Source organism: Streptomyces sp. NPDC104381 (assembly GCF_055583745.1).
This window is the reverse complement of the sequence record NZ_JBVJNK010000004.1, coordinates 236,710-249,999: the sequence shown is the minus strand read 5'-3', so window position 1 is coordinate 249,999 and position 13,290 is coordinate 236,710. Positions and strand designations below refer to the sequence as shown.

Genomic DNA, 13,290 nt, shown 5'->3' with positions numbered 1-13,290 from the left:
CCGTCCTGACGGCGCACGGGGGCGGAAGCTGTCAGGTGTGAGCTTCGTCGCCCGGACCACCGGTCGCACCGTCCCAGCGGGCGCGCTTCATGTCGAGGCGCGGAACGTGCCCGTCGGCGTCGCGCGGGGCCGTTCTCAACGGTGTGCCCTCCTCGCGGTAGTGGCCGAGGGCCCGCAGTTCGTGGCCCGGCAGCAGCACCCCGTCGGCGCGCACGACACGCCACCAGGGCACCGCGGAGCCGTACAGGGCCATCACCCGGCCGACCTGTCTCGGCCCGCCGTCGCCGAGCCACTCCGCGACGTCGCCGTACGTCATGACGCGGCCGGGCGGGATCAGGTCCGCCACGTCCAGCACCCGCTCGGCGTAGACGGGCAGCTCGGCGGTCACGGCGCCGGGGGGCGGGTCTCCCGGCCGGTCGCCGCCTCTCGTCCGGTCTTCGCTCATCCGTCCCATCCTGCCGTACGCCACCGACAACCGGGCCTGCCCGGTGTCGTCCTGGTCACACACCGTGCACGCGGGGGCGAAGCAGCGTATGTTGCGCATCGCGCCCGCGCAATGCACCCTGATGCCCCCCTCTGTCTGCAGGCCGTGCCACCATCATGCGGGCGGTGACCGGTGATACGAGAAGACGAAGATTCGTCAGAGGCTAAGGAGCAGGGCGTGCAGCCACCGAAGGCGGCGGGCGCCTCCGACGCCGAGTCGCGCCCGGACGCGCCCGATGCCCCTGGTGCCCCGGAATCCGGCGGGACCCGGGGCTCCGGGAAGAACGGAGCCCAGGACGCCGGGAAGGACAGCGGGAACGACGACGGGCGGTCCGGGAAGAGCACCGGGCGCTCCGGTGAGCACCTCGCCGGCTCGACCCTCGCGTCGGCGGACAGCGGCCTGACCGACCGTGTGTCGGGCGACGAGCCGCTGCTGCCCGCCCGGGTCCACCGGCCCTCCGATCTGATGCGGCTCCTCATCGGGGTCCTCGCGATCGCGCTGCTGTTCTCCGTCGCGGCGTTCGCCCAGGGGACCACCACGGGCCTTGAGGACGACATCTCCAAGGGCACCGACCAGGCCCCCGATCTGCTGATCAAGCTCGCGGGCCTGGTGTCCAGCATCGCCGTGCTCCTCGTCCCGGTCGCCTTCGCGATCGAGCGTCTGGTGAAACGCGACGGGCTGCGGATCGCGGACGGGGTGCTCGCCGCCGTGCTGGCGCACGGGGTGACCCTGGCCACCGACCTCTGGGTCGCCAGGTCGGCGTCGGGGACGATCCGGGACGCCCTGACCCAGCCCCAGCCGGGTGACGCGCTCACCGACCCGGTGCACGGCTACCTCGCCCCCGTCATCGCCTATATGACGGCGGTCGGGATGGCACGCAGACCGCGCTGGCGGGTCGTCCTGTGGGTGGTGCTGCTCCTTGACGCCTTCGCCATGCTGGTCGGCGGCTACACCACCCCGTTCTCGATCGTCCTCACCGTGCTGATCGGCTGGACCGTCGCGTACGGCACGCTGTACGCCGTCGGCTCGCCGAACGTCCGTCCGACCGGCCAGCATCTGATGGCCGGTCTGCGCCATGTCGGCTTCCGCCCGGTCGCCGCGATGCGCACCGAGGACGCCCCCGACAACATCGACCAGAGCGACCGCGGCCGCCGCTATCTGGTGACCCTGGAGGACGGACCACCGCTGGACGTCACGGTCGTCGACCGCGAACAGCAGGCCCAGGGGTTCTTCTACCGGGTGTGGCGCAGGCTCACGCTGCGCAGCATCACCCAGCGCCGCTCCATCCTGTCCCTGCGCCAGGCCCTGGAGCAGGAGGCGCTCCTCGCGTACGCGGCGATCGCGGCCGGGGCGAACGCGCCGAAGCTGATCGCCACGTCCGAGCTCGGACCCGACGCCGTGATGCTCGTCTACGAGCACATCGGCGGGCGCTCGCTGGACGCCATGGAGGACGAGGAGATCACCGACGACCTGGTGCGGGGCGCGTGGCGGCAGGTGCAGGCACTCCAGTCGCGGCGGATCGCGCACCGCAGGCTCACCGGGGACGCCATCCTCGTGGACGACTCCGGCAAGGTGTTCGTCACCGACCTGCGAGGCGGCGAGATCGCCGCCGGCGACCTGGTGCTGCGCATGGACGTCGCCCAGCTGCTCACCACCACCGGTCTGCGGGTGGGCGCGGAACGGGCCGTCGAGGGGGCGCTCGCCGTCCTCGGGCCCGACGCCGTCGCCGACTGTCTGCCGCTGCTCCAGCCGATCGCCCTGAGCCGCTCCACCCGGGCGACCCTGCGCAGGCTCGCCCGGGAGCGTTCGCAGCGCGAGCGCGAGGCCGTGCTGGAGGCCTCGCAGGCGGCCAAGCAGGCCAAGGCGGAGGAGCACGACGCCGCGGCGTCCGCCGACCGCAAGGCGGCCCGGAAGTCGCAGCGCACGGAGAAGCAGGCCGAGAAGCGGGCGATAGACGATGCCCTGGAAGAGGCCCGCGAGGAGGACATGCTGGCCCAGATCCGCCGTCAGGTGCTGCTGATCAGGCCGCAGGCGCCGGTCGAGCCGGTCCGGCTGGAGCGCATCAAGCCGCGCACCCTGTTCAGCTTCATCGCGGGTTCCATCGCCGCGTACTTCCTGATCTCCCAGGTCACCGAGGCCGACTTCGGCACGGTCGTGGAGCAGGCGGAGTGGGGCTGGGTGGCCGCGGCCCTCGGCTTCTCGGCCCTGAGCTACGTCGCCGCGGCCATGAGCCTGCTCGGCTTCGTGCCCGAGCGGGTGCCGTTCGGGAAGACGGTGCTGGCGCAGGTGGCCGGGTCGTTCGTGAAGATCGTGGCCCCGGCGGCGGTCGGCGGGGTGGCGCTGAACACGCGCTTCCTGCAACGCGCCGGGGTGCGCCCGGGGCTCGCCGTCGCGAGCGTGGGCGCCTCCCAGCTGTTCGGCCTGGGCTGCCACATCCTGCTGCTCGCCCTGTTCGGGTATCTGACGGGCACGGAGAAGACCCCGGACTCGCTCACCCCGTCGAGGACGGTCATCGCGGGCCTGCTCACGGTCGCCGTGCTCGTGCTGGTGGTGACGGCGATCCCGTTCCTGCGGAAGTTCGTCGTCACCCGTGTGCGGTCGCTGTTCGCCGGTGTCGTGCCCCGCATGCTCGACGTGGTGCAGCGCCCGCAGAAGCTGGTCACGGGCATCGGCGGCATGCTGCTGCTGACCGGACTGTTCGTACTCTGCCTCGACGCGTCGATCCGCGCGTTCAGCGGTCCCGACGTCCCTCAGCTCAGTTACGCCAGCATCGCGGTGGTCTTCCTCGCGGGCAACGCGCTGGGATCCGCCGCGCCCACCCCGGGCGGTATGGGCGCGGTCGAGGGCGCGCTGACGCTGGGTCTGATCGCGGTGGGCCTGCCGAAGGAGGTCGCCGCGCCGGCCGTCCTGCTGTACCGCGTGATGACGCTGTGGCTGCCGGTGCTCCCCGGCTGGATCTGCTTCAACCAGCTGACCCGCAAGGGCGAGCTCTAGAACACACGCGCGGGGCGCGCCACTCGCATGGACCGCGCCCCGCGCGATCCCTCGCGCTCCGCCGCACGATGGATCCATGAGGACCTCCCCCGTTCTGCGTGCCGCCGCCCTCGCCGCCACCGCCACCGTGCTGCTTCCACTGGCCGCCTGTTCGGACGACGGGGACGACGGAGGTACGGGGAGGTCGACGCCGACGACCGCCTCGACGGCGTCGCCCACGGCCACGTCGAAGGAGCTGGCCTCCCAGAAGCTCGACTGGAAGGCGTGTCCGCCGCCCAGCCAGTCGCAGGGCAGCGGTACGTCCCCCTCGCCGCTGCCGGGCGGGACGTCCTGGGAGTGCTCCTTCATGGACGTACCCCTCGACTACGCGGACCCGGACGGCCGGACCATCGAGCTGGCCCTCATCCGCGCCGCCGCCCGGAACAAGGACAGGCGGATCGGTTCGCTGATCTTCAACTTCGGCGGCCCCGGCGGCTCCGGTGTCGCCACCCTGCCCTCCTTCGGCACCGCGTACGACACGCTCCGCACCCGCTACGACCTGGTGAGCTTCGACCCGCGCGGCGTCGGCCGCAGCGAGGGCGTCGAGTGCTCGGACGACAGCACGCTGGACAAGCGCTACGAGCAGGACGGCACCCCGGACGACGCCGAGGAGGAGAAGGCCTTCGTCGACGACCAGAAGTCCTACATCGCCGACTGCGAGGAGAACTCGGGGGACGAGCTGCCCTACGTCGGCACGACGAACGCGGCCCGCGACATGGATCTGCTGCGCCAGGTGCTCGGTGACGACAAGCTGTACTACTTCGGGATCTCGTACGGCACCGAACTCGGCGGTGTCTACGCGCACCTGTACCCGAAGCGGGTCGGCCGGGCCGTCCTGGACGCGGTCGTCGACCCGACGGAGGACGCCCTGGAGTCCGCGCTCGGCCAGGCCGAGGGATTCCAGCTCGCCCTGGACAACTTCACCGCCGACTGCGCCGAGCGCGACGACTGCAAGCTCCCCGGGACCACCTCCAAGGAGGTCCAGGACTGGATCGCCACGCTCCTGGCCGACCTGGAGAAGAAGCCCGTCCCGGGACTCGGCGAACGGAAGCTGACCGAGACCCAGGCCACCACGGGCATCGCGTCGGCCCTCTACTCCAAGGAGACCTGGCCACTGCTCGAACAGGGCCTGGACGAGGCGGACGGCAACAACGGCGGGCTGCTCCTCGCCCTCGCCGACTCGCTGAACGGCCGCTCCGAGGACGGGCACTACGACAACTCGAACGCCGCCAACACCGCCATCAACTGCGCGGACTCCAAGCAGCGGTTCAGCCTGGAGCAGACCAGGAAGGCGCTCCCCGAGTTCCGCAAGGCCTCCCCCGTGTTCGGCGACTACCTCGGCTGGGGGCTGATGTCCTGCACCGGCTGGCCCGTCGCGGGCGCCTGGGAGAACCCGGACGTCAGCGCCCCCGGCTCGGCCCCGATCCTGGTCATCGGCAACACCGGGGACCCGGCCACCCCGTACGCCGGCGCGAAGGCGATGGCCACCGAGCTCGGCAAGGGGGTCGGGATCGAGCTCACCTACAAGGGCGAGGGCCACGGGGCGTACAACGGCGGCAGCACCTGTGTGCAGCGGGCCGTGGACGGATACCTGCTCGAAGGCAAGGTCCCGAAGTCGGGAACGGTCTGCGAGTGACCGCTCGTTGAACAGCCGGACATCGGTACACCCGGACCGCCTGCCTCGGACGGCGGCCTCCGGGCACGGGGGAGGGAGCGCGCGTGCGCGTACGTGGACGGGCCCGGGCGGGCGCGGCGGCCGCCCTGCTGCTGGTGTCGGCGGTCCTCGCGGGGTGCGACGACGGTCCCGGGCCGCCGCAGTCCTCGAAGGGCTCCTCACCGCGCGCCTCCGCGACCTCGTCCCAGGCGCCGGGCACCACCCGGCCCCTGGACTGGAAGCGCTGCGGCGCCCCGGAGGGCGGATCGGCGCCGGGTCCCGCCTGGCGGTGCGCCACGCTCGACGTCCCCCTGGACCACGCGCGGCCGGACGGGGAGACGATCGGCATCGCGCTGATCCGCAAGTCCGCCACGCGCCGGAGCGAGCGGCTCGGTTCGATGCTGTTCAACTTCGGCGGCCCCGGCGGGTCGGGAGTGGACATCCTGCCGCGCGCCGCCTCCTCCTACCGCGAGCTCAACACCCGCTACGACCTGGTCGGGTTCGACCCGCGCGGGGTCGCGGCGAGTGCGGGGGTCCGCTGCCGCGACGACGAAGAGCAGGAGAAGGCCTCCCGCGAGATCGACATGACCCCGGACACCCCGGCGGAGGAAGCCGCGTTCCTCCGGGACGGCAGGGACTTCGGCGCCGGCTGCGCACGCCTCTCCGGCCCTCTGCTCCCCCACGTCGGCACGGCGAACGCCGCCCGGGACATGGACGCGATACGCCGCGCGCTGGGCGACGAGAAGCTGTCGTACTTCGGCGTCTCCTACGGCACGGAGCTCGGCGGGACCTACGCGCACCTCTTCCCGCGGAACGTGGGGCGGGTCGTGCTGGATGCCGTCGTCGACCCGACGGCGGACTCGGTGGGCCACGCCCGCAACCAGGCGGAGGGGTTCCAGCGGGCCCTGGAGAACTACCTGAAGGACCGCGGCCAGGACCCGGCGGCGGGCACCCGGCGGATAGCCCGGCTGCTGGAACGGATCGACGGGGACCCGCTGCCGACCTCCTCGGGACGCGAGCTCAACGAATCGCTCGCCGTCATCGGCATCGTCGCTCCCCTGTACGCGCGGAGCAGCTGGCCCACCCTCACGTCCGCGCTCGACGAGGCCGAGAACGGCGGCAGGGGCGACCGTCTCCTCGCGCTGGCCGACTCGTACAACGGCCGTGACGGCGACGGGCACTACGACACCCGGAGCCACTCCCAGCGGGCCATCTCCTGCGCCGACGCCAAGGCGCGGCCGACGGCCGCCGAGGCCAGGGCGCTGCTGCCCGAATTCCGGAAGCTGTCCCCGGTGTTCGGCCCGTTCCTGGCCTGGGACACGGCGGGCTGGTGCGCGGGATGGCCGGTCGAGGGCGAGCGCGACACCCCGGAGGCGAGTGCCCCGGGAGCCGCGCCGGTCCTCGTCGTCGGCACCACCGGCGACCCGGCCACCCCCTACGAGGGGGCGCGGCGGATGGCGGACGAGCTGGGCGAGGGGGTCGGCGTCATGGTGACCAACAGGGGCGAGGGCCACGGCGCGTACGGCCGGAGCGACTGCGTGACCTCGCTCGTCGACGCCTACTTCCTGAAGGGCAGGGTCCCGTCGGACGGACGTGTCTGCTCCTGAGGTCCGGGCATGCGAAGGGGCCGGCTCCGCGGAGCCGGCCCCTTCGTACGTCGTCGCCTCGCAGGTCTAGTAGATCGGCTTCTCCGGCTCGACCTGGTTGACCCAGCCGATCACGCCGCCGCCGACGTGCACCGCGTCGGCGAAGCCCGCCGACTTGAGGACCGCGAGGACCTCGGCGCTGCGGACACCGGTCTTGCAGTTCAGGACGATGCGCCTGTCCTGCGGAAGGTCCTGGAGGGCGTTGCCCATCAGGAACTCGTTCTTCGGGATCAGCCGGGAGCCGGGGATCGCGACGATCTCGTACTCGTTCGGCTCGCGGACGTCGATGATCTCGATCTTCTCGTCGCCGTCGATCCACTCCTTGAGCTGCTTGGGAGTGATCGTGGAACCGGCCGCCGCCTCCTGGGCCTCCTCGGACACGACGCCGCAGAAGGCCTCGTAGTCGATGAGCTCGGTGACGGTGGGGTTCTCGCCGCAGACCGCGCAGTCGGGGTCCTTGCGGACCTTGACCTGGCGGTACTGCATCTCCAGCGCGTCGTAGATCATCAGACGGCCGACCAGCGGGTCACCAATGCCGGCGAGCAGCTTGATGGCCTCGTTGACCTGGATGGAGCCGATGGACGCGCAGAGCACGCCCAGGACACCGCCCTCGGCGCAGGAGGGAACCATGCCGGGGGGCGGGGGCTCCGGGTAGAGGCAGCGGTAGCAGGGTCCGTGCTCGGACCAGAAGACGGAGGCCTGACCGTCGAAGCGGTAGATCGAGCCCCAGACGTACGGCTTGTTCAGCAGGACCGCGGCGTCGTTGACGAGATAGCGGGTGGCGAAGTTGTCCGTGCCGTCCACGATCAGGTCGTACTGGGCGAAGATGTCCATCACGTTGTCGGCTTCGAGCCGCTCCTCGTGAAGGACCACGTTCACCAGGGGGTTGATCCCCTGCACGGTCTCCTTGGCCGACTGGGCCTTGGACTTGCCGATGTCGGCCTGGCTGTGGATGACCTGGCGCTGGAGGTTCGACTCGTCGACCTCGTCGAACTCGACGATGCCGAGCGTGCCGACACCGGCCGCGGCCATGTACATCAGGGCCGGCGAGCCGAGGCCCCCGGCTCCGACACAGAGCACCTTCGCGTTCTTCAGCCGCTTCTGTCCGTCCATCCCGACATCCGGGATGATCAGGTGGCGGGAGTACCTGCGGACCTCGTCGACGGTGAGCTCAGCAGCTGGCTCGACCAGGGGTGGCAGCGACACAGGAACCTCAACAATGCAGGTGGTCGGTTTCTACGTACTTCATCTACGTACGGTTGTTCTCCCGTAACACTGCCACGCCGCTCCTCATTCCGAGATACCAGGTCCGATCCGCGAGACGAATTCGTCCCAGTAGCTGGGCAGTGTCGCGAATGGATCGGTTTGCCCCTTCGCTCCGTCCCGGTCCGTGAAGAAGATCGTGCCCGCGCCCTGCCAGCGCGCGATGCGCATGGCCTCCTCCAGGTGGGTACGCGGGACGCCGTGGACGAAGTGGGCGAAGCGGCCCGGTTCGTACGCGGCGGTCCACTCGGCCACCTGGGACCAGCGGTAGTCCGTCCACGGCCCCCGGAAGGTGACCAGCTGGTCGGCGGCCTCGGCGTAACCGGGGTGCGGGTGGGTGCCGTGGCCGAGGACGAGCCGCCCGCCCTCCTCGTCCGCGCTGTCGCTGTCGGCCAGGAGCGCGGAGAGGGTGCTCGTCAGCCGGCGGACCGGGTGGAGCCCGTCCCGCCCGGCCGGGCAGTGGTCCAGGTAGAAGCCGCCCACGCGGTACCAGTCGAGGTAGGACTGGGCGTCGGCGATCAGCTCGGCGAAGGGGCGGCCGCCGAAGGCCAGGTCGAGGTGGCCCAGCAGCCTGCCCCCCGACGCCCGCACCGTGTCCTCGGGGGCCTCCCCGTGCAGGGCCCGCTCACGGGCGTTGCGCAGCCGGCCGGCGGCCTCCAGGCAGTGCGGGTCGGGCCGCGCCCCCGGACCGTTGTCGATGTTGAGGACGGCCCAGTGCAGCGGGGTGCCCGGCCGGTTGAGCCCGGCCCACTCGGCGGGCGCGAGCAGCGGGTGCGCGTATCCGGGGATCCCCACGCCGAGCTGGTCCGCGCCGCCGGTCCGCAGGGTGGGGCCGGTACTGGTCAGATGCGGCATGCCGCCTCCATCCAGATATCGGCGAGGGACTCCTCCAGATTGATCCGGGGACGCCATCCGAGCCGGTCCCGGGCGGTGCGCACATCGGCCTGCTGCCAGGCGCCGCAGCCGTCGGGGTAGGGCGAAGGGGTCGCGGCGAGGTGCTCCACGACCGATTCCGAGGAGGTGCGGGGGGCGCCGATGGGGAGCCGGCCGGGGGGCGTGTCGAGCTCGTGGAGCGCGCCCGCGTAACCGGCGACCCTGGCGAGGACCGCCGCCGCGTCACGCAGCCGTACCGCCCGCCCGGTGCCGATGTTGACCACGCCCTGGGCGGCGGAGAGCGAGGCGGCGTGCACGGCACGCGCCACGTCCCGTACGTCGACGAAGTCCCGCTGCACCCCGAGACCGCTGAGCTTGAGCTCGGGGTCGCCGGTCTGCATGGCGCGGCGCATGGTCTCCGCGAGCCGGCCGAGCGGGGATCCGGCCGGGGTGCCGGGCCCCACCGGTGAGAAGACCCGCAGGACGACCGCGTCGAGGCCGGAGCCGAGGACCAGCTCGGTGGCGGCGAGCTTGCTGACCCCGTACGGACCTCCCGGGCGGGGTACGGCGTCCTCGGCGGTGGACGAGCCGGGCTGCGAGGGCCCGTACTCGGAGGCACAGCCGACCTGGACGAGCCGCGCGCTGCACCCGCTGCGGCGCATCGCCTCGCAGACGGTGGCCACCGCGACGGTGTTGTGGCGGGTCAGGTCCCGGGCGCCGCCGCGGGTGGCACCGGCGCAGTTGACGACGACCCCGGGGTGGACGGCGTCCAGGAAGCGGGTGAGCGCTCCCGGGCTGCCGCCCGCGAGGTCGAAGCGCACATCGGCGTCGTCGCCGCGACCGAGCGCCGTGAGGTGCACGGCGGGGTCGGCGAGCAGCCGGTCGGCGACGAAGCGTCCGAGGAATCCGTTGGCTCCGAGCAGCAGAACCCTCATCGCGCGCCCCCTCGGTGCCGACGGCGGGCTGCCGGTGCGGGGGATTGGGGGGTCATGTCGGTGTCTCCTTGAGGAAGGTGGTGTGCGGTACGGGAGACCCGCGGCGTCGGCTCCGCGGGGGTGGGGCGGGATCAGGCGGCGTGGGCGGATGCCCGGGTGAGGGTGACCGACGCGTGGACCAGCAGTCCGAACGCGGCGACACCGCAAGCCAGGACGGGTACGCCGGCGGGACCGGCCGTGGTGTACACGGCGTCGACCGGCCGGGCGAGGAGGCCGAGACCGGGCAGCCGGCCGGCCAGGACCAGGAAGGGCGCAGCCACTTCGACGGCGCAGGCGGCGGCGAGCCCGGTGGCGGGCGGCTCAGGGAAGCCGTGGACGGCCAGCAGGCGGGCCAGGAAGAGCAGGGCCCCGAGGGCGGCGGGTGCCAGGAGGCCGCCACCCGCACCGGGATGGCCGAGGCCGGCGAGGTACAGCAGCGCGGTCAGCGCGCACAGGAAGAGCGCGACAGCGGCGAGGAGCAGGGGGCGTACGCCCGCGCCGAAGTCCGACAGCCCGTGCGACCCGGCGAGCCGGCGGCGCGCCTGTACGGAGAACAGATGGGCGCACCAGGCCCCGGGGGCCAGGGCGAGCGTGAGCCCGAGCAGGGGGGCGGGCGCGGCGGTCCAGTGGCCGTCGGGTCCGCCGCTGATGACCTGGGCGAGCAGGTCGTCGCCGTACACCGCGTAGCCGAGGAGCCAGCAGACGTACAGCGTGACGCCGCCGGTGCCGTCCGGGGCGCGCAGCGGACCGGCGCGCAGGGCGAGCCGGAGCCCGAGGACGACGAGCAGCGCCCCGGCGGCGGTCACGGCGAACCTGGCCTCGCCGCCGAGCACCCCTTCGGTGACCCGGAGCGCGCCGGCGGTCGCCAGGCAGGCGGCGCCGGGCAGGAGGGCGTGGAGCGTCCAGCCGGCCCGCGCCTCCCCGCCGGGGTCCGGCCTCGCACCGGCGGGCCGGGGGGCGTGCCTGCCGGCGCCGGGGACGCGGGCGTAGAGCTCCTCCGCGAGGGAGAAGACGTCGCGGTGCCGGTAGCGCGCGGCGGCGCGGTCGGTGAGCCCGTGCGCCTCCAGGCCCGCGGCGATCTCCAGCGGGTCCACGGCGCGCTCGCAGAGTTCCCGGTGGCGGTGCATCAGCACCTTCACGGGGTCGGCGGGTCCGCGCCTGACCACGGACCGGCGGGCCGGGTGGTAGGCGATCTCGGGTGCCCGGACGGCGGAGCGGACCGGGCTCCGGCCCTCGTCCGCCGGCTCGTCCCCGGTGTCCTGGGCCGGGGCGTCGTTCGGTCCGCCCATCGGGGCTCCTCCGTGGTCGTGGCCCATGTCGTCACGCATCGCCGTCCCCCGCCCCGCGTGCGCCCGCGCACACGCCTTCGGTGCCGAGCGCCCAGCTCGGCACCCGTGAGGCGGCGGCACCGACGGCCGCACCCGCCGAGGGCCGGCCGGGCAGCGCCCCCGTGATCCGTCCGGGAGGGAGCGCCCCCAGCACATGGGCCTCCGGCGGGGTGGAGAAGGGGCGCGGCGGAGCAGCCGGATCGCCGGGATCGGGCGGTGTCGCCCAGCGGGACGGGGCCTGGCCCACGAGGTCCAGGTAGATGCCGCGGAATGCCGCGAGGTTCTGTTCGACGGTGAAGAGTTCGAGCGCCCGGGCGCGCGCCGCCGCTCCCAGGCGCGCCCGGCGCTCGGGGTCGCGCAGGAGCGCGACGCAGGCGTCGGCGAGCGCTCGCGGATTGCGCGGGGGCACCACCAGCCCCGTACCGCCGACGACCTCGACGACGGCGCCCACGTCCGTCGACACCGTGGCCCGGCCGCAGAACATCGCCTCGACCAGGCTGATGGGGAAGCCCTCGACGACGCTGGAGAGCACGACGACGCCACCCGAGGCGTAGGCCTCCGCGAGGTCGGACACCTCGGGGCCGCCGATCTCCTCGAAGGTCACCGGGTTGTCGCCGACGGCGTGCGCGTCCGTGGCCTCGTCGGGGAAGAGCTGGGCGGCGAGTGCCTTGCAGTGGGCGAGGTAGGTGTCGCCCTCGGCCCCCTGGACCGGCGCGCCGAAGATCCGCAGCCGGGCGTCCGGTTCGGCCCTGAGCACCTCGGCGAAGGCGTGGAGCAGGGCGATCAGGTCCTTGGCGGGCTCGATCCGTCCGATCCACACCAGCGTGGCGGGGCCGCCGTCGTCGTCGCCCTCCCCCACGGCCGCGAACCGCTCCGCCTCCATGCCCGGGTAGACCGTGCGCAGCTTGTTCCGGTCGGCGCCGAAGCGCTCCTGCCAGCGGCGGACATGGGTGTTGCCGGGGGTGATGAGCGCGGCCTGCCGGTAGACCTCGGAGGCGAGCAGCCCGTGGAAGTTGGCCAGCAGGGCGCGCACCGGCGCGCCGAGGAGCGCTTCGGGCGCCGCGAGGTAGTGGGCCCGCAGCGGCACGGCGTGCTCCGTCACCAGCAGGGGCACTCCGAAGAAGCGTTTGGCCAGCAGTCCCGGCAGAGCGGCCGCGCCGCCGGACGCCGCGTGGCAGAGGTCGACCGCGCCGAGGCCGTCCTCGTCGTACCAGTCGAGGGAGAGGGGGCGCAGCGAGCGCTCCAGCTCGGCCACGAAGGCGAGGTAGTCGGGGACGGTGGCGCCGTGGACGGTGCGCCCGGTGCCCGGGGCGCGGCAGGCCGCCTCCACGATGCGTACGGTCGTCTCGGAGCGCAGGGCGTGGTGCAGTCCGCCGCCTTCCCCGGCCAGTTCGGCCAGGCCGTAGAGGCCGTCCGTGAAGAGGGCGGCCGCCGTCCCGGAGTCCACGCCCTCGGATTCCGGGCCGGTCTCCGCGCCGGCGCAGACCGCTCCGACGAGTGCCGCCATGTGCGCCGTGAAGCGCCGGCGGTCCCGCCGCCCGTACGAGCGCCCCAGGCCGGTGGCGAGTCTGCCCGTCAGCCCCCGGGGGCGGCCGGTGTGGCGGGTGTCCTCCGAGAAGTGCGTCCACATCGGCGCGGTCCGCACCCGTCCGACCCGGTCGGGGAGTCTGACCCAGCCCTGTTGTTCCTGGTCGGCGGAGCGGCTGAGCGCGAAGAGGTCGAACTCGTGCTGGGGAAGACCGCGCACCAGACGGTCGCACCAGAGTCTGGACTCACCGGTCGCATACGGATAACCACCGTCCGTGAGGAGTCCGATCCGCACGAGCACACCCCCGATCTCCCTTGTGGGCGGCCGCCGTTGATCGGCGACTCGCAGCGGGACGACCGTATGCGGATTCATGGGTGGTGGGGGGGGCGGGGGTGGGGGGGCCCCCCCCCCCGGGTGTTGCCGGGGGAGGTTTGCCCCCCCGGGGGGGGGGGGGGGGGGGGGGGGGGGGGGGGGGGTGGGGGGGGGGGGGGGGGGGCGCGGCGCGCG

Annotated in this window: 9 protein-coding genes; 3 read left to right on the top strand and 6 right to left on the bottom strand. The window is 73.3% G+C overall.

Annotation, left to right across the window (positions count from 1 at the left end; all coding sequences use genetic code 11):
* Positions 1-31 precede the first annotated feature (31 nt).
* Positions 32-445 carry an MGMT family protein gene (locus tag ACZ607_RS14920; protein ID WP_469735126.1) on the bottom strand — a complete coding sequence of 138 codons (414 nt, stop codon included), beginning with the start codon at positions 443-445 and terminating at the stop codon, positions 32-34.
* 216 nt (positions 446-661) lie between these two features.
* On the opposite strand from ACZ607_RS14920, the gene ACZ607_RS14915 reads away from it, so the two are divergent.
* From ACZ607_RS14915 to ACZ607_RS14905, 3 genes are all read left to right on the top strand, one after another.
* Positions 662-3,478, top strand: a complete 2,817-nt coding sequence (locus tag ACZ607_RS14915; RefSeq protein WP_469735125.1) for a lysylphosphatidylglycerol synthase transmembrane domain-containing protein — start codon at positions 662-664, stop codon at positions 3,476-3,478.
* A gap of 76 nt (positions 3,479-3,554) precedes the next feature.
* Positions 3,555-5,153 (top strand): alpha/beta hydrolase, encoded by a 1,599-nt coding sequence (locus tag ACZ607_RS14910; RefSeq protein WP_469735124.1) that lies wholly within the window; start codon positions 3,555-3,557, stop codon positions 5,151-5,153.
* Positions 5,154-5,236: 83 nt separating this feature from the next.
* Positions 5,237-6,778, top strand: a complete 1,542-nt coding sequence (locus tag ACZ607_RS14905) for an alpha/beta hydrolase (RefSeq protein WP_469735123.1) — start codon at positions 5,237-5,239, stop codon at positions 6,776-6,778.
* Between the two features lie 66 nt (positions 6,779-6,844).
* Here ACZ607_RS14905 and moeZ read toward each other — a convergent pair whose 3' ends face one another.
* The 5 genes from moeZ to ACZ607_RS14880 form a co-directional block, all read right to left on the bottom strand.
* Positions 6,845-8,023, bottom strand: coding sequence for an adenylyltransferase/sulfurtransferase MoeZ (gene moeZ, locus ACZ607_RS14900; RefSeq protein ID WP_469735122.1), 1,179 nt, complete (start codon positions 8,021-8,023; stop codon positions 6,845-6,847).
* Positions 8,024-8,107: 84 nt separating this feature from the next.
* A complete protein-coding gene (locus ACZ607_RS14895) occupies positions 8,108-8,935 on the bottom strand; it encodes a spherulation-specific family 4 protein (RefSeq protein ID WP_469735121.1) in 828 nt (275 codons plus the stop codon).
* A complete protein-coding gene (locus ACZ607_RS14890; protein ID WP_356716154.1) occupies positions 8,923-9,888 on the bottom strand; it encodes an NAD-dependent epimerase/dehydratase family protein in 966 nt (321 codons plus the stop codon). The genes ACZ607_RS14895 and ACZ607_RS14890 overlap by 13 nt, the downstream gene beginning before the upstream one ends.
* A gap of 131 nt (positions 9,889-10,019) precedes the next feature.
* Positions 10,020-11,216: a hypothetical protein gene (locus ACZ607_RS14885; RefSeq protein ID WP_469735120.1), complete on the bottom strand. Its 1,197-nt coding sequence runs from the start codon at positions 11,214-11,216 to the stop codon at positions 10,020-10,022.
* Between the two features lie 31 nt (positions 11,217-11,247).
* On the bottom strand, positions 11,248-13,077 hold the full coding sequence (locus ACZ607_RS14880; protein ID WP_469735119.1) for a DUF3492 domain-containing protein: 1,830 nt from the start codon (positions 13,075-13,077) through the stop codon (positions 11,248-11,250).
* Between the last annotated feature and the right edge of the window lie 213 nt (positions 13,078-13,290).

Coding starts and splice junctions, on each gene's coding strand:
- ACZ607_RS14920 (WP_469735126.1), bottom strand. CDS start 445: ATGAGCGAAGACCGGACGAGAGGCGGCGACCGGCCGGGAGACCCGCCC.
- ACZ607_RS14910 (WP_469735124.1), top strand. CDS start 3,555: ATGAGGACCTCCCCCGTTCTGCGTGCCGCCGCCCTCGCCGCCACCGCC.
- ACZ607_RS14895 (WP_469735121.1), bottom strand. CDS start 8,935: ATGCCGCATCTGACCAGTACCGGCCCCACCCTGCGGACCGGCGGCGCG.
- ACZ607_RS14890 (WP_356716154.1), bottom strand. CDS start 9,888: ATGAGGGTTCTGCTGCTCGGAGCCAACGGATTCCTCGGACGCTTCGTC.
- ACZ607_RS14885 (WP_469735120.1), bottom strand. CDS start 11,216: ATGGGCGGACCGAACGACGCCCCGGCCCAGGACACCGGGGACGAGCCG.